We start from the raw sequence: 23,111 nt of genomic DNA, 5'->3' as shown, positions 1-23,111 counted from the left end.
CTCACCCTCTCGGGCTTTCCTCCGGGCTTCCCTTCGGTGTTTCCGACTCTATCAGACCCTTTCGGTTCTGATTTCCTCGGCCGCTTTCCAGTCAAACGCTTTACACGCTTTTCTTTCCGGCGGGCCCGACTTTATCAGAAGTGTTCCGCCGGTTTGAACCAGCGTGTGAGTTCTGATTTATCGGGAGGGGCTCCTGCGGATTCGATTCGTAGGATCGATGTCCGTGGAGCAGACAGGTTCTCAAGGTCACCCCGGCAACCTGACCGGTTCCTAGGCAACTGTTCGAATCTACCTCCCCGCTCCACCTGTGTCAACAAGTTTTGCGAGGCGAGGAGGACACTAGCAGGTCAACGGCGGGGTACGCACATCAGGCGGCCAGGGGGACGGCGGCGCTCCGCTCGTCGGCGTCGAGGTCCCCGGTCTCGCCCTCGCGCGCGGCCCTGCCCCCGAGTACGTACACGTACGCGAGGAAGGCCAGTTCAGCGGCGATCCCGATGGCGATACGGGCCCATGTGGGCAGTCCGGACGGGGTGACGAAGCCTTCGATGGCGCCCGAGACGAACAGGACCAGGGCGAGTCCGATGGCCATGCCCAGGGCGGCGCGTCCCTCTTCGGCCATGGCGGCTCGGCGGGTGCGGGGGCCGGGGTCGATCACGGTCCAGCCGAGGCGTAGTCCGGTGCCGGCGGCGACAAAGACGGCGGTCAGTTCGAGGAGGCCGTGGGGGAGGACGAGGCCGAGGAACGTGTCGAGTCGGCCGGCGGAGGACATCAGGCCGATGCCTACGCCGAGGTTGAGCATGTTCTGGAAGAGGATCCAGACGACGGGGAAGCAGAGGAAGGCGCCCAGGACGAGGCACATAGCGGCGGCCTGGGCGTTGTTCGTCCACACCTGGGCGGCGAACGACGTCGCCGGGTGACTGGAGTAGTACGTCTCGTACTGGCCCCCGGGGCGCGTGAGGTCGCGCAGTTCCGAGGGGGCCGCGATGGTCGCCTGGACTTCCGGGTGGGTGGCGATCCACCAGCCGAGGAGTGCGGCGACGGCGGTGGAGAGCAGTGCGGTGGGCACCCACCAGCGACGGCTTCGGTAGACGGCCGCCGGGAACCCGTGGGTGAGGAAGCGGGTCACGTCGCGCCAGGACGCGCGCCTGGTGCCTGTCACGGCACTACGCGCGCGTGCCACTAGTTGCGTGAGGCGTCCTATGAGCTGCGGTTCGGGTGCGCTGGACTGGATCAGGGAGAGGTGCGTGGCCGTGCGCTGGTAGAGGGTGACGAGTTCGTCCGCCTCGGCTCCCGTGAGTCGCCGCTGACGGCGCAGCAGGGCGTCCAGACGGTCCCATTCGGCCCGGTGAGCGGACACGAAGACGTCGAGATCCATCGGATTGGCTGCTCCTCGGCTTCTCGTACTGCGGCACGATGCGTGTTCAGCTTGGCAGACTGGCCGTACGGACGGCAGGTCAGGGCGGAGAAGGGCGGCACGTGTGAGTGAGCTTGTGACGGGTGAGGCGGTGGCTCTGGAGCTGCGGCCCGCGAAACTGCCGAGCCGCGCACTGGCCGTACTCATCGACCTGGCCGTCGCGATCGGGCTCTACCTCGTCGTGACGATGGCGCTGATGACGGCGACTGCTTCGCTCGATGACGCGGCGACGGCGGCCCTTATGGTGGGCAGTTTTCTGTTGTTGCTGGTGGGTGGGCCGATCGCCGTGGAGACATTGAGTCATGGGCGTTCGCTGGGCAAGCTGGCGTGCGGTTTGCGGGTGGTGCGGGACGACGGCGGGCCGATCCGGTTCCGGCACGCGCTCGTGCGCGGTGCGGTGGGTGTCGTCGAGATCCTGATGACGTCGGGGATCATCGCGTGCATCGCGTCGCTGGCGTCGGAGCGGGGGCGGCGCGTGGGTGATCTGTTCGCGGGGACCCTTGTTGTACGGGAGCGGGTGCCCACGGGGCGGATGGCGTATGTGCCTCCGCCGCCGCCATGGCTCGTGGGGCATTTCTCCGGACTCGATCTCTCCGGTGTGCCGGACGGGCTCTGGCTCGCGATCCGGCAGTACCTGACGCGCATGGGGCAGTTGGATTCGCAGGTCGGCTGGGGAATGGCCCAGCGGCTCGCGACGGAGCTGATGGCGCGGACCGGGGCTCCGGCGCCGCCCGGGGTGCCGCCTGCCGTGTATCTGGCGGCCGTGGTCCATGAGCGGCAGGCCCGGGACGCGCGGCGCGCCTTCGGTGGCGGTGGAGCGGCTCAGGGCGCGCCGCCGTCGTATCCGTCCCCGCAGCCTTCGGCACCCTCGTATCCGGCACCGTCATATGCGGCACCGTCCTCTCCGGCGCCCTCCTATCCGGCGCCGGGGTACGCGGCGCCCTCCTCCCCCTCCGCGTCCCCCTCGTACACGTCTCCCTCCCCCGAACCCGCGCAAGCCGCTCCGGGCTGGGCCGCGCCCGGTGTTTCCGGGGCGGTGGCGTCCGGGGCGGGCGTGGTCCCCGGCCCCGTGACGGTGCCGGTCGTCGGGTCGCCGGAGCGCGAGGGCGGTGCGCCGCCGCCCTCGACGGGTTTCGCTCCCCCGGCCTGAGACCGCACCGGTCCCTGGGTCTCCGGTACCTGGTCCTCCGGTTCCTCAGTCTCCGGTCCGTCAGGTGAAGGTCGACGGCGGGGATTCGAGGCTTTCCAGCTCGATGCCGGGGGCCGAGAGCACGACGTCGCCGGCGAGGTGGACCGTGTGCTGCTCCCCCGTGTCCAGGGCTGTGACCTGGTATTCCTCCACGGTCAAGGGCCCGTTGTCAGTGGCGTGTGCTTCTCTTTTCAGCAAGGCCCAGGACTGGTCGAGAGTGCGCGGTGCCAGGACCGGGTCGGTGAAGGCGACGAGGCGGACCCGGGTGGCGGGGGAATCGGGGGTGAGGCGCAGGAGCCGTGAGACGGCGACGAGGAAGGCGGGGGATGTGCCGGTGAAGGCGTGGGCGGGGGCGTTGCCTTCGGTGGCGTGGGTTCCGGTGGGGTCGGTGCGGACCCAGGTGACGCCGTCGAGTGCGGCGCCGCGTACCTGCCAGCTCGCCGCGTGGAGTTCGAGGCGGAGGGGACGGCCGAGTTCGTCGAGTGCGAGGTCGACCGAGCCGGAGTGATCGCCGGAAGGGGTGGTCAGCTGGGAGACGTATCGCCAGCCGGAGGGGCCGGGGGCGCAGTGGAAGTGTTCGTCACCGAGGGGGGTGTGATCGTGAAGATCGTGGAGCGAATATCGGCCGCGGGGCATGGGGGTCCTGGATCGGTTCGGTCGTCCGGGTGCGGTACGGCACGGGGGCGGTACGGGGTTCGGATCAGGTTTCGGTAGGGAACGGGGCAGGCCCCCGACACGGGGGTGCGGGGGCCTGTCTGGGATCTGCCGCGGTCTGAGCGAGGTCCGCCGCCGCTGAACCTGGTGCCGAGGAGCGCGTCAGCGCACGGGCGCGTTCCTCGGCGGACAGGTTCGGTGACCGGTCGTGCTCAGTAGCGGTAGTGGTCGGACTTGTAGGGGCCCTCGACCTCGACACCGATGTACGCGGCCTGCTCTGGGCGGAGCGTCGTGAGCTTCACGCCGAGTGCGTCCAGGTGAAGTCGGGCGACCTTCTCGTCCAGGTGCTTGGGCAGCGTGTAGACGTCGGTCGGGTACGCGTCGGGCTTGGTGAACAGTTCGATCTGGGCCAGCGTCTGGTCCGCGAACGAGTTGGACATCACGAACGACGGGTGGCCGGTCGCGTTGCCCAGGTTCAGCAGGCGGCCCTCGGACAGCACGATGAGTACCTTGCCGTCCGGGAAGGTCCAGGTGTGGACCTGCGGCTTGACCTCGTCCTTGACGATGCCGGGGATCTTCGCGAGGCCGGCCATGTCGATCTCGTTGTCGAAGTGGCCGATGTTTCCGACGATCGCCTGGTGCTTCATCTTGGCCATGTCGGCGGCCATGATGATGTCCTTGTTGCCGGTCGTGGTGACGAAGATGTCGGCCTTGTCGATGATCTCGTCGAGGGTGGTGACCTGGAAGCCGTCCATGGCCGCCTGGAGCGCGCAGATCGGGTCGATCTCGGTGATGATCACGCGGGCGCCCTGGCCGCGCAGGGATTCCGCGCAGCCCTTGCCGACGTCGCCGTATCCGCAGACGACGGCGGTCTTGCCGCCGATGAGGACGTCGGTGGCGCGGTTGATGCCGTCGATCAGGGAGTGGCGGCAGCCGTACTTGTTGTCGAACTTCGACTTGGTGACGGCGTCGTTGACGTTGATCGCCGGGAACAGGAGGGTGCCGTCGCGGTGCATCTCGTAGAGCCGGTGCACACCGGTGGTGGTCTCCTCGGTCACGCCACGGATCTCCGAGGCGAGCTGGGTCCACTTCTGGGAGCCGTCGGTGATGGTGCGGTGCAGGAGTTCGAGGATGACGCGGTGCTCGTCGGACTCGGCGGTGTCGACGGAGGGGACCTTGCCGTCCTTCTCGTACTCGACGCCCTTGTGGACGAGGAGGGTGGCGTCGCCGCCGTCGTCGAGGATCATGTTCGGGCCGCCGGTGGGGGTGTTCGGCCAGGTCAGTGCCTGTTCCGTGCACCACCAGTACTCGTCCAGGGTCTCGCCCTTCCAGGCGAAGACCGGGATGCCCTGGGGGTTGTCCGGGGTGCCGTCGGGGCCGACTGCGATGGCCGCGGCGGCGTGGTCCTGGGTGGAGAAGATGTTGCAGGAGGCCCAGCGGACCTGGGCGCCCAGGGCGGTCAGGGTCTCGATGAGGACGGCGGTCTGCACGGTCATGTGCAGGGAGCCGGTGACGCGGGCGCCGGCGAGCGGCTGCCGGTCGGCGTACTCCTTGCGGATCGCCATGAGGCCGGGCATCTCGTGCTCGGCGAGGGTGATCTCCTTGCGGCCGAAGACGGCCAGGGAGAGATCGGCGACCTTGAAGTCCTGTCGGTTGTCGACAGTCGTCATGGTGAGCTGCTCCTCGTGGTTCGGTCGAGGTGGGTACGGCTGATCTGCGCGACGGTGGGCACAGGGGTGCCCGGACGCGCGCAGCGCAGTCCGTCGGAGGCCCTCTCTCCCTCGGCCGGCCCGGGGTGCGGGCCGCCCGACCGCCATCAGCAGCGACGTCTGGCTCAGGTCACGAATCTACACCGCCGGGTGGGCGGGCCCCAGGGCGCCCGGGGACTCCTTGGGGGCTCCTGGGGCGGTTCGCCGTCGGTTTCCGGTCGGTTTCCGGTCAGGGGGCCGGGGTGGCCGGGGTGTCCGGGGTGTGGCCCTCGGGGGTGCCGGGGCCGCCGGGGGTGGCGTCCGGGTCGGTGCCGTGGGCGGCCTCGGTCTCGCGGTAGATGTCGGGCTCCAGGTAGATGACGCGGGCGATCGGGACGCTCGCGCGGATGCGGGCCTCGGCGGCGTTGATGGCGGAGGCGACCTCGGTGGCCGTGTCGTCGTGCTGGACGGCGACCTTGGCGGCGACGAGGAGTTCCTCGGGGCCGAGGTGGAGGGTGCGCATGTGGATGACGCGGGTAACCGTTTCGCCGTCGACGAGTGCGGCCTCGATCTTCTTGACCTCGTCGAGGCCGGCGGACTCGCCGAGCAGCAGGGACTTGGTCTCGGCGGCCAGCACGATGGCGATGACGATGAGCAGGACGCCGATGCAGAGGGTGCCGATGCCGTCCCAGATGCCGTCGCCGGTGCCGAGGGCCAGGCCGACGCCGGCGAGGGCGAGGACCAGGCCGACGAGCGCGCCGAGGTCCTCCAGGAGGACGACGGGGAGTTCGGGGGCCTTGGCGCGGCGGATGAACTGCGACCAGGAGAGGTCGCCGCGCAGGGGGTTGGACTCCTTGATGGCGGTACGGAAGGAGAAGCTCTCAGCGATGATCGCGAAGACGAGGACGCCTACGGGCCAGTACCAGTGTTCGATCTCGTGGGGGTGCTTGATCTTCTCGTAGCCCTCGTAGATGGCGAACATGCCGCCGACGGAGAAGAGGACGATGGAGACGAGGAAGGCGTAGATGTAGCGCTCGCGGCCGTAGCCGAAGGGGTGTTGGGGGGTCGCCTCGCGCTGGGCCTTCTTGCCGCCGAGCAGGAGGAGGCCCTGGTTGCCGGAGTCGGCGACCGAGTGGACGCTCTCGGCGAGCATCGATGAAGAGCCGCTGAAGAGGAACGCCACGAACTTCGCTACCGCGATCGCGAGGTTCGCGGCGAGTGCCGCGACGATCGCCTTGGTTCCGCCAGACGCGCTCATGTGTACGCCATGTCCCTTCACCTACGCCATGTGTCCGCCGGGGCGGACTGCTTCACCCGCGTTTTTGCCCGCGTTTTGCGGTGGGTCATTGTTGCAGCACGGCGTGGCGGCGGTGTGTCAGGCCACCACAGTGGCCCGGAAGAGCGTTCCGGCGCCGGACACTTCGGTCTTTTCGCCGGCGGGGAGGAAGGCGGACTCGCCTGCGGCGAGGGCCAGTTCGCCGGTGGCGGCGGAGCGGGCGTGGACGGTGCCGGCGGTGCAGAGCAGGATCTGCGGGGTCGCGGTGGTGACGTCGTAGGGGGCGGCGCCTTCCGGCTGGATGTGGCGGGAGAGGCGGAATTCGTCGATCGGGGTCGCGTAGACCTCTTCGCCGTCGGGGGTGGCCTCGGGGCGCAGGACGCCCGGGTCGCCCGCCTCGAAGCGGACGACGCGCAGCAGTTCGGGTACGTCGATGTGCTTGGGGGTGAGGCCGGCGCGCAGCACGTTGTCGGAGTTGGCCATGATCTCGACGCCGAGTCCGTCGAGGTAGGCGTGCGGGACGCCCGCGCCGAGGAACAGGGCCTCGCCCGGCTGGAGTTGGACGTGGTTGAGGAGCATGGCGGCGATGACGCCCGGGTCGCCGGGGTAATGGTGGGCGAGTGCGGCGTACGCGGCGTAGTCGGAGCGGCGGTGCGGGTCGGTGTCGGTCTTGGCGAGGCGTTCGCAGGCCGTCGCCGTCTCGGTCACCGTGGTCGCGATCCGGGCCGGGTCGGCGGTGAGGACGGCGGTGAGGACCTCGCGCAGGGCGTCCTGTTCGGGGTGGGCGAGCAGCAGGTCGACGTACGGCTTGAGGGAGTCGACGTCGAGGCGCGCGAGGAGGTCGGCGGTCTCGGTGGGTCGGCGGAAGCCGCAGAGGCCGTCGAACGGCGTGAGCGCGCAGATCAGTTCGGGTTTGTGGTTGGCGTCCTTGTAGGTGCGGTGGGGGGCGTCGACGGGCACGCCTCGGCGCTCCTCGTCGGCGTATCCCTCGCGGGCCTGCGTGAGGTCGGGGTGCACCTGGAGGGAGAGCGGGGCTCCGGCGGCGAGGATTTTGAGGAGAAACGGCAGCCGGGGGCCGAACTTGGCGACGGCGGGTGCGCCGAGTTCACGCTCGGGGTCGGTGTCGATCACCTCGTTGAGCGCGCCGCGGTCCGTACGGGAGGGGGCTCCGGGGTGCGCGCCCATCCACATCTCGGCCTGTGGTTCGCCGGTCGGCTCGGCGCCGATGAGCCGCGGGATGGCGGTGGTCGAACCCCAGGCGTAGGGACGGACGGTGTTGGTGAGGCGATCCATGGGGGTCTTCTTCTCCGTACAGGGGACGACGAACGGCACACGCTACGAGTTCCCGCGCGTGCCCAAGGCCAAGATCAGGCCCCCGAGGCGAGCGCCAGGTAAACGGCGGCGAAATCTGTGACGGCGATCAGTTCGGCGAGTGTTTCCAATTCGCCGCCGTCCTCGGGTTCCAGCTCGCTGATGGGGGTGTCGTTGCCGAGGGCGAGTTCGCGGGCGGCGGGTGCGGCGGTGAGTCCGCCGGTGGGCCGGTCCCGCAGCAGGACGACCCGGGCGCGCAGGGCCGCGGCCTCCTCGACGCGGTCGCGGAAGAAGTCGTCGGGGTCGGCGCCTCCGGCGAGGTCGCCGGCGAGGAGGGCGCCGTGTGCGGGGAGGGCCTCCGGGAGTTCGGCGGCGAGCGCGGGGCGGCCCGCGAGTTCGGCGACGGCTCCGGCGAAACGGCGGCCCGCGGGCCCGGCCGATGTGCCCTCGGTCCAGATGAGGGGCAGGGCCTCGGCGAGTTCGGCCGCGAGGGTCTTGGCGGGGTTGCTGTAGGTGGCGATGGCGGGGCCGCAGCGTTCGGCGGTGCGGTCGAGGCGGTCGGCGACCCGTTCGAGGGCGTCGGCGGGCGCGCTGAGCAGGCCGGTGCGGTCGAGGAGGACGAGCAGCGGCGTGAGCAGCGCCCAGAGCGCTCCGGGGGCGGACGCGGCGGCGGGCTCGTCTTCCTCGTAGGGGGCGGTCGCCATGGGGACGGCGAGGCCGTGCGCGCCGTCCATGGCCTGGGCGAGCGGGGTGCCGGTGGGGGCGACCGCGACGACGCTGCTGCCCCTACGGTACGCCTGTTCGGCGAGGAGCGCGAGGCCCGGTTCCGTACCGTCGGGGGTCGCGATGAGGAGCAGGTCCACGGGGCCGGCCCAGCCGGGGAGCGACCAGCGCAGGGCGCCGGCGGCGGGGGCCACTCCGGTGGGGCTCAGCCGGATGACGGGGCAGGAGGCGCCGGCGAGGGTGCCGAGCAGGTCGGCCACGCAGGTGGCGGCGGCTCCGGGGCCCGCGATGAGGACGGCGCGAGGGCGGCCCTCGGGCCGTAGGCCGTTGACGCCTGCCTCGGCGGCGTGCCGGGCGGCGGTGCGGACGCGGGCGCCTGCCTCGGCGGCGCCCCGCAGGAGGCCGCGGCGGTCAACGCGGGCCAATGCCTCGGGTGCGTCCAGCAGCGATTCGTCCAGCATGACGACGGGCCTCCGATCGCTGTGCGTGTTCTGTTGTCTCTACGGTTACGCCGGGCGGCGGGCCTCGTCGACCAGGAGTACGGGGATGCCGTCGCGGATCGGGTAGGCGAGGGCGCAGTCCTTGCCCGTGCAGACCAGCTCCGTGTCCGTCTCCTTGAGGGGGGCGTGGCAGGCGGGGCAGGCCAGGATCTCCAGGAGGCCGGCTTCGAGCGGCATGGGGGGTCCTTTCGGGGTCTACGGTGGCGCGACGGCGCGGGAGCGCCAGGTCAGGGTACCGCCGGTGGTGCCCGCCGGGCCTGCCTGGCCCGGGTCGGTGGGCGCGAACGGACGGGCTGGGCGCGGGCGCCCCCACATGGCTGGGCGGCCGATGGCCGCCCAGCCATGCGTCAGCCTCTGATGATCGTCAAGACCTCGTCGCGGACCCCCGTCATCGTTTTTTCGTCGCGGGCTTCCGCGTTCAGTCGGAGGAGTGGTTCCGTGTTGGACGGGCGGACGTTGAACCACCAGTCGGTGGCCGTGACCGTGAGGCCGTCGAGTTCGTCGAGGGTGATGCCCTCGCGGCCCTCGTACGCCTTCCTGACGGCGGCGAGGCGGGCGGTCTGGTCGTCGACGGTGGAGTTGATCTCGCCGGAGCCCGCGTACCGGTCGTACTGGGCGACCAGCTCGGACAGGGTGCCGTCCTGGCCGCCGAGTGCCGCCAGGACGTGGAGGGCGGCCAGCATGCCCGTGTCGGCGTTCCAGAAGTCCCGGAAGTAGTAGTGCGCGGAGTGCTCGCCGCCGAAGATGGCGCCGGCCCTGGCCATCTCCTGCTTGATGAACGAGTGGCCTACGCGGGTGCGGACGGGGGTGCCGCCCTGTTCGCGGACGACTTCCGGGACCGACCAGGAGGTGATCAGGTTGTGGATGACGGTGCCTTTGCCGCCGTTGCGTGCCAGTTCGCGGGAGGCCACCAGGGCGGTGACGGCGGAGGGCGAGACCGGGTCGCCGTTCTCGTCGACGACGAAGCAGCGGTCGGCGTCGCCGTCGAAGGCGATGCCGATGTCGGCGCTCTCCGTGCGGACCCGCTCCTGGAGGTCCACGATGTTCTTCGGGTCGAGGGGGTTGGCCTCGTGGTTCGGGAAGGTGCCGTCCAGCTCGAAGTACATCGGCACCAGGTCGAGGGGCAGCCCCGCGAAGACGGTGGGGACGGTGTGTCCGCCCATGCCGTTGCCCGCGTCGACCACGACCTTCAGGGGGCGGATGGAGGTCAGGTCGACGAGGGAGCGGAGGTGCGCCGCGTAATCCTGCAACGTGTCACGCTGGGTGATGGTTCCCGGGGTTCCGGTGGGTTCCGGGGCACCCGAGTCGGTCCAGGTCTCGACCAGTTGGCGGATCTCGGTGAGTCCGGTGTCCTGGCCGACGGGTGAGGCGCCGGCCCGGCACATCTTGATGCCGTTGTACTTCGCCGGGTTGTGCGAGGCGGTGAACATGGCGCCCGGCAGGTTCAGTGCGCCGGACGCGTAGTACAGCTGGTCCGTCGAGCAGAGCCCGATCTCCGTGACGTCCACACCGCGGGCGGCGGCACCGCGCGCGAAGGCGTGCGAAAGACCCGGCGACGAGGGGCGCATGTCGTGCCCGGTGACGATCGCCTGAGCGCCTGTCACCTCGACGAAGGCAACGCCGAACAGTTCGGCCAGCGTCTCGTCCCACTGGTCCGGAACCACACCTCGGACGTCGTACGCCTTCACGATCTGCGACAGATCAGCAGCCACGGCCAACCCTCCTGGAGTCTCCTGGCGTCCTCTTGACGGCCCCAAACTACCCGTACGAGATGACCGTCAGCGGTGAGGCGGCGCGTCTGGACGCGTGCCGGGTCCGTACCGGTCAGGGCAGCATCCAGCCCAGTACCACCGTGCTCTGGAGGACCACGATCAGGCACATCACCAGGAGCAGGGCGAGGCTCCAGGGCAGCACCTTGCGCAGGAGGTCGCCCTCTTGGCCCTTCAGCCCGACCGCCGCGCACGCGATGGTGAGGTTCTGCGGCGAGATCATCTTGCCGAGGACACCGCCCGAACTGTTGGCCGCGGCGAGGAGTTCGGGCGACAGGCCGGACTGTTGGGCGGCGGTCACCTGGAGGGCGCCGAAGAGGGCGTTCGCGGAGGTGTCCGAGCCGGAGACGGCGACCCCGAACCAGCCGAGCACCGGGGACAGGAAGGCGAGTCCGGCGCCGGCCGCGGCGACGAAGTGGCCGATGGTGGCGGCCTGTCCGGACAGGTTCATCACATAGGCGAGGGCCAGGACGGACGTCACGGTCAGGATGGCGAACCGCAACTCGTGCACGGTGGCCGCCCATTCGCGTACCGCCACGCGCGCGTGCACGCCGAGTACGGCCGCCGTCAGGAGCCCGGCGAGCAGGACGAGGGTGCCTCCGGTGGCGACGAGGGGCAGCGAGAACGTGTTCCCCGACACGGGTTGGCCGCCCGGCGCCGCGACGTCGAGGAAGGGCCAGTCGAAGACGCGGGTGGCCTTCACCAACTGGTCCTTCACGGCCGGGATCTGACCGATCGAGAAGACGGCGACGATCAGCGCGTACGGGGCGTAGGCGCGCAGCACCTCGCGGCGCGGGTCGGTCTCGTCCAGGTCCTCGCTGCGGGCGCCGGTGAGGACGGCGACGCGTACGGATTCGGTGGCGGGCCTGCGCGCGTGGGGCAGCGCGACGAGGGCGGCGGCGCCGGCCAGGGCGGCGACGATGTCGGCGAGCTGTACGGAGAGGTAGTTCGAGGCGGCGAACTGGGCGACGGCGAAGGCGGCTCCGCAGGCGAGCGCGGGCACCCAGGTCTCGCGCAGCCCGCGCCGGCCGTCGACCAGGCCGACGAGGACGAGCGGTACGACGAGGGCGAGCAGGGGTGTCTGGCGGCCGACGACGGAGGCGACGCTGTCCAGGGGCAGCCCGGTGACCTGGGCGAGCGTGACGACGGGGGTGCCCATCGCGCCGAACGCCACGGGCGCGGTGTTGGCGACGAGGGCGACGACGGCGCCGCGTACCGGGTCGAAGCCGAGCGCGACCAGCATCACCGCGCAGATCGCGACGGGGGCGCCGAAGCCCGCGAGGGCCTCCAGCAGCGCGCCGAAGCAGAAGGCGATGACGAGGGCCTGGATGCGCGGGTCGTCGGAGAGCCGTCCGAAGGAGCGGCGGAGGATGTCGAAGTGCTGGGTGCGGACGGTCATCCGGTACACCCACAGGGCGTTGACGACGATCCACATGATGGGGAACAGGCCGAACAGGACGCCCTGTGCTGCGGCGGAGAGGGTCTGTCCTGCGGGCATGCCGTAGCCGAGCCAGGCGACGAGCGCGGCGACGGCGAGGCCGATGAGTCCGGCGTGGTGGGCCTTCATGCGGACGACGCCGAGCAGGATCAGGACGGTGAGGAGGGGCAGGGTCGCGACGAGTGCGGACAGGCCGAGCGAGTCGGCCATGGGCTCCAGTTGCTGGACGAACACGGGTCCTCCCTGGAATTCCGTGATGCGGAAACTTACTCTCACGAATGGAAGGAATGGTCATGCCCGTGACAACTTGACGTCAATGGGTGTGCGGTGAAGGTCGTACAGACGTCAACGAGAACCGGTACGGAAAGTCGCCCTGGTACGGAAAGTCGCCCCGCGGACCTCAGGAGCCCGGGGACGGGGACGTCAGGAGTCCGGGGACTTCAGGACCCGCAGATGCCCCCGGCGCGAACTGCTCCTCGGGTCACCGCCCCGGGAACCGCCCCCACCGGCCTCCGCGGCACGCTCCTGCGGGCGGGCCGCCTCACGGACGGCGTTGGCGAGCGCTTCGAGATCGTCACCGCTGGGCCGGGTCGGACCGGAGGCGGCGGCGAGCCGGACGACCTCCCAGCCGCGCGGAGCCGTCAGCCGCTCGGAGTGCTCGGCGCACAGGTCGTAACAGTGGGGTTCGGCGTAGGTCGCGAGCGGGCCGAGGACCGCGGTCGAGTCGGCGTAGACGTACGTCAGTGTCGCGACGGCGGGACGGCCGCAGGCGGTGCGCGAACAGCGACGTACAGGGCTCACGACGTTGGACGGTACCGCACTCTTGAGCGGGCCGCGACGACTCTCCCCCGGGTCACTCCACCGTGTCGTGGCGTGATCCGTACCTACGGGCGCCCCGGGCGCTCTCCGCTGACCTGCGGGGACGGCGGATACCCGGGGTAAGGGGGGTGTCGGGCGCGGTCATCATCAGGCGAAAATGCCGTCAATTGCCGCAAGATCCACGGTCCGGGAGAGAACCGTAATCGAGCGCAAGCTTGGCTGGAATGGTCAGGAAGCGACATGCCGTATGTGCGGCCCTACGTGCTCCGCGCGCGCCACCGCCCCGTGCGCCCGTACGGCCTACCGGGCGCCGCGCGGACGGGCGCCCGGTGGCTGCGCGGGGGATTACGCTTCGTCAGTGATGGACACCCCCGCACCGCCTCCTCCCGCCGCTCCCGGGCCCCGGCCGGGCCCTCGCCGCCGTGACCGGCACGGCAGGGGCATGCGCGGCCCTGTGGCGCCGCCTCAGGTGCCGCTCTCCGCGAGCAGGGCGGAGGTGTTCGCCGATCTCGTCCAGGACTCCGTGGAGCGCTTGGAGCGCCGCTGGACGCAGCTCGCGGAGATCGACTTCCTGGTGGTCGAGGTGCCGCGCCTCGATCCGTCGGGTGCCGACGGCGGCTGGAGCGACGACAGTGTGCCGCTCGGTGGCATCGTTCCCGCGCGCGAGGGGCGTCCCGCGCGCGTGGTCGTCTACCGGCGTCCCGTCGAGATCCGCACCAAGGGGCGCGACGAGCGCGCCGCCCTGGTGCACGAGGTGGTCGTGGAGCAGGTCGCCGAGTTGCTGGGGCTGACCCCCGAGACGGTGGATCCCCGGTACGGCGAGGACTGAGCCGACCCCCGCCATCCCGTCACGCGCGCGGGGGCCTACTTCACCAGCACCGACAGATCCGGCTCCGCCTTCGGTACCGACACCGTCCCCCGGTCGTCCGGCAGCGTCTGCACCGTGAACATCGGGACGCCGCCCTCGGGCAGCTCCAGCAGCCGTGACGCGTGGACGGGGCCGCCCGACACGGGCTCGACGGTGAGCGCGTACGTGCCCTTGAGCCCGCCCGGCACCGGTGGCTTCACCTCAAGCGTCGTACCGGCCTTGACCGTGTACTTCTCGGTGACCGGTGAGCCGCCGCCCGTGCCCGGGGACGCGGTGACCTTGACCACGGCCGTCGCGCCCGGGGCGACCAGCGCCAGCGTGGAGCCCTTGGCGCGGTTGTCGACCGCCGTCGCGCGCGTGCTCACCGGTGCTGTCGCCGGGATGAACGCGGTCTCCTGCTTGTCGCCCTTGCCACGCACCACCCGCAGCGCCGCGACCACGGGCACCGACCGGTCGGTGGGCGTCAGCATCAGCGAACCGGCCTCGCCTTTGGTGACGTCGCCGAGGTCCACGGCCGCCGTCATCCCGGACTTGACGTGCAGCGTCTCGTGTCCGGCGGGGCTGATCGAGCTGTTCGGTGAGGCGAGCTCGACCTTCAGGTCGGCGTCGTCCTGGCCGGGCGCGAAGACGACCAGGCGGACCGAGGTGGCGTCCTTGGGGATGCCGGGCAGGACCAGGCTGCCCGATGGGTCGGTGGAGGGCGCCAGCCAGTCCGCGCCGAGCTTGTCGTCGGCGGCCTGCACGGCGGCGCCGACCCGGCCGCTGCGCACGGTCACATGCGCCGTGAGGTTGGTCTGCGGCTTGTCCAGGAGCGTCGACAGGAGCACCGGCACGCTCGCGTGCGGCGGGACCTGGATGCCCTCGCCCACATCGGACTTGAGGGCGCCGTCCTTGCCGTACAGCTCGATGTCGACGACGGCCGCCGAGTCGTCCGGGTTCGTCAGATGGACGTAGTCCGTGCGCTCGTCGGCGGTGCTGACGCCCGGGAACCAGAAGTCCGTGTCGGGTGCCGAGCAGGTGGTGCCGAGGACGCCGCGTCCGCTGCCCGCCGTGACCGTCGTGGTCTCCTGCACCGTCCAGCCCGGTGCGAGGCCGCCCTGCGCGGTGCCGATCCGCGCGGGCACGTCCGCGCCCGACGCCGAGCCGCCGACCGGCTTGCCCGGCTCCTTGGGTGTCAGGACCGGCTTCGTGTCCGGCTTCTTGGTCTTGCCGGAACTCGCCGACTCCTTCTCCGCGGCGGCCAGTTCGGCCTTCCCCGCGGCCTCACCGTCCGGTGTCGCCGGCGTGAACGACGTGTACGACGTCTCGGCGAGGTCCGATGTGCTGGGCGCCGGGCACAGCAGGCTGCTGCGTTCGACGGGGAGCCGGGCGGCTGCCTGCGCGGTGTCGGCCGCCGGGGCGTCCGGCGCGTTCAGTGCCGCGAAACCGGTGACGGCGGCCAGCGCGGTCGTCACGGCGATCAGGGACACGGTGGTGCGGTTCACTGCTGGCTCCCGTCGGGGCGCTCACTGTCGGTGCCGTGCGGCGGGACCTGCGGGGCGGGCGGGCGACCGTAGGCGGCGTCCTGCTGCCCGTACGCGGGGTCGTAGGCGCCGCCGTCGTACGAGGGCGCGGCCTGCGCGTACGGGTCGTACTGGCCCTCCTGGTAGGCGCCTTGGGCGTACTGGCCCTGCTGGTACTGGCCCTCCTGGTACGCGTCCTGGCCGTAGGCGTCCTGCTGGTACGGCTCGTAGCCGCCCGTGGGGTACGCGGCGCCCTGGTACTGGTCCTGCGGGTAGCCGGTGCCCTGCTGGTACGGGTCGTCGCCGTAGGTGCCGTATCCCGCGTTCGGGTCCGTGGCGGCCTGGTTCGCGGTGTCCCACTCGCCGTACGCGGCCTGGCGCGGGACGGCCGGGGGCTCGCCCGGTGGCTGCGGGGCGGCCTCGGGGGGCGCGGGCACGGTCCGTGGGGCCTGCGAGGGGTCCGGGTCCTGCGACTGGCCCTGCGGCTGATCCTGGTCCTGGTCGGTGCCCTCGGCCGCCGCCTGGGCGCGCAGCCGGCGGGCGCGGCGACCCTCGCCGGTCACCGGTGCGGGCGCCGCCTCGGGCTCGTCGGGCAGGTCGTCGTCGACGTCGCGGCGCCGCCCCGGCAGGGCGAGGACCACCAGGACGACGGCCAGCGCGCCCTGTGCCCACAGCCAGCCGGTGTGGCCGAGGGGCGCGTCGAAGGTGACGTCGACGCGGCCACCGGACGCGGGCAGTTCGAAGCCCTGGGCCCAGCCGTCGACGGTGGTGCGGGGCAGCGGGGCGCCGTCGAGTGTGGCGGTCCAGCCCGGGTCCGCGGTGTCGGCGATGCGCAGGACGCGGCCGGCGTCGCCCGCGGGGATGTCGGTGTGCAGTTCGACGGGGCCCGACGCGACGGGCTGCGGGTCACCGGTCTTCGGCACGATCACCGCGCGCGCGACCTGCCGGTTGACGCGCCACAGGGCGCTGCCGTCCTGTTGGCTGAGGCGGCTGAGGCCGGGCGTCGCGTCCAGGACGCGGCCCATCTCGCGCGGGGCGCCGTCCCGGACGAGGACATAGCGCACGGCGAAGCCGCCGAGCTGGTCGGCCTGGTCGGCGCCGGACCCGGCGACGAGGCTGGCGACGACCCTGTCGAGCGTCTTGTTGTCGCCGGCGGCGTCGGCGAGTTCGGCGTCGCCCAGGCGGACGCCCGAGCCGCGCACCAGGGTGTACGCCACGCGCGCGGGTGAGTCGCCGTCCAGGACGAGCGTGCGGGCCTGGTCCCGGGTGCCGCTCTCCTCGGCGACGAACGCGGGCACCTGGATCGGGTCGCGCCGTTCCAGGGGGCCGTTCGCGCCGCCGATCATCCATCCGGCGGCGGTGAGCAGCGGGCCCGCGGCGGCGGCGAACGCGATGAGGGCCGCGACGGGCTGCCGCCAGCCGAAGCTCTGTTCGGCGACGCGTGAGCGCGCGCCGTCGGCGCCGATGGTCGCGGCGCCGAGCAGGGCGATGCCGTAGACGAGGGTGGCGGGGCCCGCCCAGGTCGAGGCGTTGGACAGCGCGGCGAAGACGAGGGCGACCAGGGCGACGGCCCACGCGGTGCGCACGCCCGCCTGCCGCTCGACCCGCAGCAGCGCGGCGAGCGCGGCGAGGACGATGCCGATGAGCAGGAGTCCGTCCACGGTGCCGGGGCCGCCCGGGGACGCGCCGAGGAGGTCGAGCGCGGACGCGGCGTCGCCGCCGAAGTCGAGCCCGGCCTCGCGGAAGAAGCCGAACGGGAGCAGCGACAGGGACCAGGGCGCGAGGATCAGCAGCGGGGTGCCGAGCGCGGCCAGGAAGCGCAGCCCGTACGCGGTGATGTCGGCGCGGCGGACGACGAGCAGGCCGATGCCGAGGATCAGCGCGATGGGCCACACGATCGGCGTGAAGGCCGTGGTGAGCGTGAGCAGCAGTGCGTACGCCCAGGTGGCGCGCCAACTGCCGCGCGCGGAGGACGTGGTGTGCAGGGCGAGGCCGCTGGCCGCGACGCCCGCGCGGGCCATCAGCGGCAGCACGATCGCGAGGACGGCGGTGCCGATGCGTCCGCCCGCGAGCGCGCCGGTGGCGGCGGGCAGAAAGGCGTACGCGACGGATGCCCACGCGCGCAGGAGGCGTGAGGTGACCAGGGGCCGGGACGCGAAGTAGGCGGCGAATCCGGCGAGCGGCACCGAGCAGACCAGGAGCACGGTGACGGCGAGTCCGGTGGAGCCGAACAGGAGGGTGGCCAGGACGGCGAGCACCGCGAGGTAGGGCGGTGCGGACTGGGTGCCGCCGGTGCCGATGGGATGCCAGCCGTCGGCGTAGCGCGCCCACAGGTCCGACGCGTCCGCCGGTGCCGGCAGGAGTGCGCCGCCCGCGAGGGCGCCGCCGCCGAGCAGGGCGCGGCAGGCGATGAGCGAGAAGACGAGCAGGACGACGAAGAGCACGGGTCCTGGCCGGCGCGCGATGCGCTTGAGCCGTGCGAACTGTTCGATCTCCAGGAAGTCGGCGTCGTCGCCGCCGGGTCCGGACTCGACGGCGCCGTGGCGTCCGCCGGTGGGGATCTCGGGGTCGGAGCCGCCGGTGAGGTTGCCGGCGGCCTGTTCGACGGTGAGGCGGAGCGTGGCGCCGGGCGGCGGGAACAGGGGCCGCAGTTCGTCCTTGTCGATCCGTGGACGGCCACGGCGGCGGCGCGCGGCGAGGATCCGGCCGGGCCGCAGGAGGGTCGCCGAGAGGCCGGCGATCTCGTCGAGTGCCTGTCCCGGCACCTTGCCGACGAGATACGCGAGGGTGCGCAGGACGGTGCCGACGACGAGCCGTACGAGGATCCAGGGCACGATGGCCCCGCGCGCGTTGGCGAGCAGGGTGTAGACGGCGCCCGCCTTGTCGACCTTGTGCGGCGAGGTCGCGGTGCGGCCGACGCAGTCGACGGCGCGGCGCTCGCGTGAGGCTGCCTCGGCGTGTCGGACGACCGCCTCGGGCGCGACCAGGACGCGGTGGCCGGCGCTGTGGGCGCGCCAGCACAGGTCGACGTCGTCGCGCATGAGGGGCAGTCGACGGTCGAACCCGCCGAGTTCCTCGAAGACCTCGCGCCGGATCAGCATGCCGGCGGTGGACACGGACAGGACCGGGTGGACGTGGTCGTGCTGTCCCTGGTCCTGTTCGCGGCGGTCCAGGCCGGTCCAGCGGCGCCCGCTGTGGGCGATGGTGACGCCGACTTCGAGGAGCTGCCTGCGGTCGTACCAGCCGCGGAGTTTGGGGCCGACCACGGCGACGTCCTGGCCCGCCTCGCGTTCGTTCTCGACGACGCGGAGGAGTTCCGCGAGGGCGTCGGGTTCGGGGGCGCAGTCGTCGTGCAGGAGCCAGAGCCACTGCTCGGGTTCGCCGTGCGGCAGCTCGGGCATGTCATAGGCGTCGTCGCGCCAGGTGCGGGTGACGGGGTCCCAGCCGCTGGGGCGCTTGAGGTACGGCAGGTCGTCGGGGGTGAGGACGCCGGCGGTGCGGGCGGCCTCGTCGACGGCCTGGCCGAAGCCGGTGCGCCGGGCGAGGTGCAGGACGCGGTCGGCGCCGAGTGCCTCGGTGACCAGGCGCGCGGAGTCGTCGGCGCTGCCGGTGTCGGCCGCCACGGCGTTCTGCACCGGCCGGTCCTGGCCGAGCAGCCCGGCGAGGGCGTCGGGCAGCCAGCGGGCGCCGTCGTGGGAGACGATGACGGCGGTGACCACGTGTCGCGGGTATTCGGGCGGCCGGGTCGGGTCGAAGACCGCTGGGCGGTGCGCGTCGAACGCGCCGCCTGCGGCGTCGTAGTGGCCGGCCTGCTGGCTGTGCACGGACATCGAGGTACGGGCCCCGGTTCGGTGGACTGCGGTGGACGCCTGCGGCCCTGCGGGGACGCGGGGGCATCTCGGACGAGGGCCCACACTAACGGCTGGGCAGCACAGCGGCCCGCCGCCTGTGGATAACCCACCTGCGACGGGCCGTTCGTCACGTAGTTCGTTACGTGGGGGTGTGTGCCGATTGGTCGGGCGGTCACGCACCCCCGGGTCGGTGCCCCTGGGCCGGTGTCGGCGGCCGGGACGCGCGCGGAAAGGGGTTCTAGACGGCGGCCTTCTTCAGGCGACGGCGTTCTCGTTCGGACAGACCGCCCCAGATACCGAAGCGTTCATCGTTGGCGAGGGCGTATTCCAGGCATTCCGAGCGGACTTCGCAGGCGAGGCAGACCTTCTTGGCCTCGCGAGTGGAGCCGCCCTTCTCGGGGAAGAAGGACTCGGGGTCGGTCTGCGCGCACAGTGCGCGCTCCTGCCAGCCGAGTTCCTCGTCCACGTCCTCGATGGCCTCGACCAGCAGTTGCTGGAACAGCTCGGTCATGTGCGCCCCTCGTCCGTCTTTACGTCCCCGTGGTGCTGCCGTTACCGGTATCGGCTGAACGACACGAGTGAAATTACAAGTGTGCCGATCCGGGCCAGTCAAGCCGAGATCTGCTATTGGGCCCCTTATTCACTCTGCGGAACCAAGGGGGCACAGAAAGTGTTCAAATCGGCATAAACCATGACACTCGCCAGTGACCCGTCCCGCGGCCCATCCAGATCCCGGACTCCTTACGGAGAAGGACGCCCCGGACAGTGATCGCGTTCCGACGGGAGAGGCGGTGCGAAAGGGATCACATGTGGATCACGGGATCGCACCGCACCTCGTGCGCCGGTTGTGCGCCATGTGTCCTGGTCGGCGCCTGCACAAACCTTTCGCCAGCCGGAGTAACCGGAAGAGGTGAATTTCGTCCCACCCATCGGGCGTGCAGTTGACACGGAAGGTGTGAACCGATTGCCTGGTGGGCATGCTCGCGAACTTGGCGCTTTCCGTGACCCGCCCCGGGTCCCTCGGTGCTGCCCCCGCGCGCTGTTGCTGTTGTCCCACCTGCTGTTGAGCCCACCGCGCTCCAGCCGCTTCTCCGCTCGTCTCTTCTCCGCTTCTCCCGCCCCTGACCCGGGCGGTCGACCGCGCTCTTCCGCACTCTTCCGCCGAGGACCCACCGCCCCGATGAACAGCGACAGCGACCTCCAGATCGCCGGCGACATCCTTGAAGTACCGCACCTCCTCCAGCCCGCGCGCGAGCACCCCGTCACCGTGGCCGAGTTCGCCGGACTCGCCAGAGCCGTCGCCGCCGACCGCGCCCAGTGGCGCTCCCTCGTCCGCTACGACGCGGCCAGCCGCTGGTACCACCGGCTGCGCACCGGACCCGGGTACGAGGTGTGGCTGCTGTCCTGGGTACCGGGTCAGGGCAGCGGACTCCACGACCACGGACGCTCCAGCGGCGTGCTCACCGTCCTCGACGGGCGGCTCACCGAGCACACGGAACGCGGCACGCGCGCGCTGTCGACGGGTGCGCAGCGCGTCTTCGCGCCCGGCTACGTCCACGAGGTCGTCAACGACTCCCTCGAACCCGCCGTCAGCCTGCACGTGTACTACCCCGGGCTCACCGAGATGCCGATGCGCGCCGCCCAGTGCGCCGGAGCCGACACACCGGTTCCCGCCGCCCCGCACGCCCCCGCCCGGGACGGGGTCATCGGCTGACCGCCCGGCGCGTTGTCGTACCCGCCTGACAGACTTGCCCGTATGCGCATTGTGGTTCTGGCAGGCGGTATTGGCGGTGCCCGGTTCCTCCGCGGTCTTCAGCGGGCCGCTCCGGACGCCGACATCACGGTCATCGGCAACACCGGGGACGACATCCACCTCTTCGGCCTGAAGGTCTGTCCGGACCTCGACACGGTGATGTACACCCTCGGCGGCGGCATCAACGAGGAGCAGGGCTGGGGGCGTCAGGACGAGACCTTCCACCTCAAGGAGGAGCTGGCCGCGTACGGCGTGGGACCCGGCTGGTTCGGGCTCGGCGACCGCGACTTCGCGACGCACATCGTGCGGACGCAGATGCTCGGCGCCGGCTTCCCGCTCAGCGCCGTCACGGAGGCCCTGTGCGACCGCTGGAAGCCCGGTGTGCGGCTCATCCCGATGTCCGACGACCGCATCGAGACCCATGTCGCCGTCACCGTGCCCGAGGGCGAGCCGGGCGCCGGTGAGCGCAAGGCCATCCACTTCCAGGAGTACTGGGTGCGGCTGCGGGCCTCCGTCGACGCGCACGCCGTGGTGCCGGTCGGGGCGGACCAGGCCAAGCCCGCGCCCGGCGTGCTGGAGGCCATCGCCGAGTCCGACGTCATCCTCTTCCCGCCGTCGAACCCGGTCGTCAGCATCGGCACCATCCTCGCCGTGCCGGGCATCCGCGAGGCCATCGCCGACGCGGGCGTGCCCGTCGTGGGCCTGTCGCCCATCGTCGGGGACGCGCCCGTGCGCGGGATGGCCGACAAGGTGCTCGCCGCCGTGGGTGTCGAGTCCACCGCCGCGGCCGTCGCCGAGCACTACGGATCGGGGCTGCTCGACGGCTGGCTCGTGGACACCGTCGACGCCGGCACCGTCGCGCGCGTGGAGTCCGCCGGAATCCGCTGCCGCTCGGTGCCGTTGATGATGACCGACGTGGACGCCGCCGCCCGCATGGCGCGCGAGGCACTCACGCTGGCCGAGGAGGTACGGGCATGACGGCGGACAGCACCCGCGTGCCGGACGGCACCCGCGACCAGGGCGGCGCGACCGCACCCGGCGGCGCGCCCGCGTTCCGCGTGTGGGCGGTGGCCGGAATGCCCGAGGTCGCCGCGGGCGACGACCTCGCGAAGCTGATCGCCGCCGCCGAACCGGGGCTCAGGGACGGCGATGTCGTCCTCGTCACCTCGAAGATCGTCTCCAAGGCCGAGGGGCGCCTGCGCGAGGCGGCGGACCGTGAGGACGCCATAGACGCCGAGACCGTACGGGTCGTGGCGCGGCGCGGGACGCTCCGTATCGTCGAGAACCGGCAGGGTCTGGTGATGGCCGCCGCCGGGGTCGACGCCTCCAACACCCCTGCCGGGACCGTGCTGTTGCTGCCCGAGGACCCCGACGCCTCCGCGCGCGGGATCCGCGAAGGGCTGCGGGCCGCGCTCGGCGTGAACGTCGGCGTCGTGCTCACGGACACCTTCGGCCGCCCCTGGCGCAACGGCCTGACGGATGTCGCCATCGGCGCCGCGGGAGTCCGCGTCCTCGACGATCTGCGCGGCGGCACCGACGCGCACGGCAACCCCCTCGGCGCGACCGTCGTCGCCACCGCCGACGAACTGGCGTCCGCCGGGGACCTCGTCAAAGGCAAGGCCGCCGGGCTGCCCGTCGCGGTGGTGCGCGGGCTGCCGGGCGCCCTCACCGACGAGCGTGACGGCCCGGACCGGGGCGCGCGGGAGCTGGTACGCGCCTCCCGGGACGACATGTTCCGGCTCGGTACGTCGGAGGCGGTGCGGGAGGCCGTGACCCAGCGGCGGACCGTGCGGGCGTTCACGGACGAACCGGTCGACCCGGGGGCCGTGCGGCGCGCGGTGGCCGCCGCGGTCACGGCGCCCGCGCCCCACCACACCACGCCGTGGCGGTTCGTCCTCCTGGAGAGCGCCGCGTCCCGGACCCGGCTCCTGGACGCCATGCGGGACGCGTGGATCGCGGACCTCCGCCGCGACGGCAAGTCCGAGGAGTCCATCGCACGGCGCGTCCGGCGCGGCGACGTGCTGCGCAAGGCGCCGTATCTGGTGGTCCCGTGCCTGGTCATGGACGGCTCCCATCACTACGGGGACGCGCGCAGGGACGGCGCCGAGCGGGAGATGTTCGTGGTCACCGCGGGCGCGGGCGTGCAGAACCTGCTGGTCGCCCTCGCCGGTGAGCGCCTCGGCTCCGCCTGGGTGTCCTCCACGATGTTCTGCCGCGAGGTGGTCCGGGAAGCGCTCGCGCTGCCCGCGGACTGGGACCCGATGGGCACGGTCGCGATCGGGCACCCCGCCGAGGCGCCCAGGGAGCGGCCCGCGCGCGACGCGGAGACGTTCATCACCGTACGGTGACGCGCGCG

At 71.9% G+C, this 23,111-nt stretch carries 18 protein-coding genes; 5 read left to right on the top strand and 13 right to left on the bottom strand.

Annotated elements, in window-relative coordinates:
- Positions 1-367 precede the first annotated feature (367 nt).
- Complete coding sequence (locus tag ACFVT5_RS42635) at positions 368-1,375, bottom strand: stage II sporulation protein M (RefSeq protein ID WP_389899612.1); 1,008 nt, start codon at positions 1,373-1,375, stop codon at positions 368-370.
- A 103-nt stretch (positions 1,376-1,478) separates the two neighbouring features.
- Between ACFVT5_RS42635 and ACFVT5_RS42630 the strand changes: the two genes are divergently transcribed.
- Entirely contained in the window at positions 1,479-2,564 is a 1,086-nt protein-coding gene (locus ACFVT5_RS42630; RefSeq protein ID WP_389899610.1) for an RDD family protein, read from the top strand.
- Positions 2,565-2,624: 60 nt separating this feature from the next.
- On the opposite strand, the gene ACFVT5_RS42625 is transcribed toward ACFVT5_RS42630, so the two are convergent.
- The 9 genes from ACFVT5_RS42625 to ACFVT5_RS42585 form a co-directional block, all read right to left on the bottom strand.
- The gene (locus tag ACFVT5_RS42625) at positions 2,625-3,239 is read right to left on the bottom strand and encodes a hypothetical protein (RefSeq protein WP_389899609.1); all 615 of its coding nucleotides are present in this window, start codon (positions 3,237-3,239) and stop codon (positions 2,625-2,627) included.
- A gap of 230 nt (positions 3,240-3,469) precedes the next feature.
- The gene (gene ahcY, locus ACFVT5_RS42620) at positions 3,470-4,927 is read right to left on the bottom strand and encodes an adenosylhomocysteinase (RefSeq protein ID WP_389899608.1); all 1,458 of its coding nucleotides are present in this window, start codon (positions 4,925-4,927) and stop codon (positions 3,470-3,472) included.
- A 268-nt stretch (positions 4,928-5,195) separates the two neighbouring features.
- Entirely contained in the window at positions 5,196-6,203 is a 1,008-nt protein-coding gene (locus tag ACFVT5_RS42615; RefSeq protein ID WP_389899607.1) for a cation diffusion facilitator family transporter, read from the bottom strand.
- Positions 6,204-6,320: 117 nt separating this feature from the next.
- A complete protein-coding gene (gene manA / locus ACFVT5_RS42610) occupies positions 6,321-7,514 on the bottom strand; it encodes a mannose-6-phosphate isomerase, class I (RefSeq protein ID WP_389899606.1) in 1,194 nt (397 codons plus the stop codon).
- A 74-nt stretch (positions 7,515-7,588) separates the two neighbouring features.
- Entirely contained in the window at positions 7,589-8,716 is a 1,128-nt protein-coding gene (locus tag ACFVT5_RS42605) for an SIS domain-containing protein (RefSeq protein WP_389899605.1), read from the bottom strand.
- Between the two features lie 45 nt (positions 8,717-8,761).
- Positions 8,762-8,932, bottom strand: a complete 171-nt coding sequence (locus ACFVT5_RS42600) for a Trm112 family protein (protein WP_389899603.1) — start codon at positions 8,930-8,932, stop codon at positions 8,762-8,764.
- Positions 8,933-9,102: 170 nt separating this feature from the next.
- Positions 9,103-10,467, bottom strand: a complete 1,365-nt coding sequence (locus tag ACFVT5_RS42595; protein ID WP_389899602.1) for a phosphomannomutase/phosphoglucomutase — start codon at positions 10,465-10,467, stop codon at positions 9,103-9,105.
- Positions 10,468-10,579: 112 nt separating this feature from the next.
- Positions 10,580-12,196: an L-lactate permease gene (locus tag ACFVT5_RS42590; protein WP_389899600.1), complete on the bottom strand. Its 1,617-nt coding sequence runs from the start codon at positions 12,194-12,196 to the stop codon at positions 10,580-10,582.
- A 189-nt stretch (positions 12,197-12,385) separates the two neighbouring features.
- Positions 12,386-12,763 (bottom strand): DUF3499 domain-containing protein, encoded by a 378-nt coding sequence (locus ACFVT5_RS42585; protein WP_389899599.1) that lies wholly within the window; start codon positions 12,761-12,763, stop codon positions 12,386-12,388.
- A gap of 379 nt (positions 12,764-13,142) precedes the next feature.
- Between ACFVT5_RS42585 and ACFVT5_RS42580 the strand changes: the two genes are divergently transcribed.
- Complete coding sequence (locus tag ACFVT5_RS42580; RefSeq protein WP_389899598.1) at positions 13,143-13,610, top strand: metallopeptidase family protein; 468 nt, start codon at positions 13,143-13,145, stop codon at positions 13,608-13,610.
- A gap of 35 nt (positions 13,611-13,645) precedes the next feature.
- Here ACFVT5_RS42580 and ACFVT5_RS42575 read toward each other — a convergent pair whose 3' ends face one another.
- From ACFVT5_RS42575 to ACFVT5_RS42565, 3 genes are all read right to left on the bottom strand, one after another.
- Positions 13,646-15,133: a DUF5719 family protein gene (locus ACFVT5_RS42575; protein WP_389899596.1), complete on the bottom strand. Its 1,488-nt coding sequence runs from the start codon at positions 15,131-15,133 to the stop codon at positions 13,646-13,648.
- Positions 15,130-18,981, bottom strand: a complete 3,852-nt coding sequence (locus tag ACFVT5_RS42570) for a glycosyltransferase family 2 protein (RefSeq protein ID WP_389899595.1) — start codon at positions 18,979-18,981, stop codon at positions 15,130-15,132. The genes ACFVT5_RS42575 and ACFVT5_RS42570 overlap by 4 nt, the downstream gene beginning before the upstream one ends.
- Before the next feature lie 259 nt (positions 18,982-19,240).
- A complete protein-coding gene (locus ACFVT5_RS42565; protein ID WP_389899593.1) occupies positions 19,241-19,513 on the bottom strand; it encodes a WhiB family transcriptional regulator in 273 nt (90 codons plus the stop codon).
- Between the two features lie 669 nt (positions 19,514-20,182).
- On the opposite strand from ACFVT5_RS42565, the gene ACFVT5_RS42560 reads away from it, so the two are divergent.
- From ACFVT5_RS42560 to ACFVT5_RS42550, 3 genes are read left to right on the top strand one after another with little or no spacing between them, the layout of a single operon-like run.
- Complete coding sequence (locus ACFVT5_RS42560; protein WP_389899592.1) at positions 20,183-20,716, top strand: cysteine dioxygenase; 534 nt, start codon at positions 20,183-20,185, stop codon at positions 20,714-20,716.
- Positions 20,717-20,758: 42 nt separating this feature from the next.
- Positions 20,759-21,733 carry a 2-phospho-L-lactate transferase gene (gene cofD / locus ACFVT5_RS42555; RefSeq protein ID WP_389899590.1) on the top strand — a complete coding sequence of 325 codons (975 nt, stop codon included), beginning with the start codon at positions 20,759-20,761 and terminating at the stop codon, positions 21,731-21,733.
- Positions 21,730-23,103, top strand: coding sequence for a coenzyme F420-0:L-glutamate ligase (locus ACFVT5_RS42550; protein WP_389899589.1), 1,374 nt, complete (start codon positions 21,730-21,732; stop codon positions 23,101-23,103). The genes cofD and ACFVT5_RS42550 overlap by 4 nt, the downstream gene beginning before the upstream one ends.
- The last annotated feature ends 8 nt before the right edge of the window (positions 23,104-23,111 follow it).

The sequence above is a fragment of the Streptomyces sp. NPDC058001 genome, from assembly GCF_042886315.1.
GTDB lineage: Bacteria > Actinomycetota > Actinomycetes > Streptomycetales > Streptomycetaceae > Streptomyces.
This window is presented reverse-complemented; position numbering and strand designations above follow the sequence as displayed.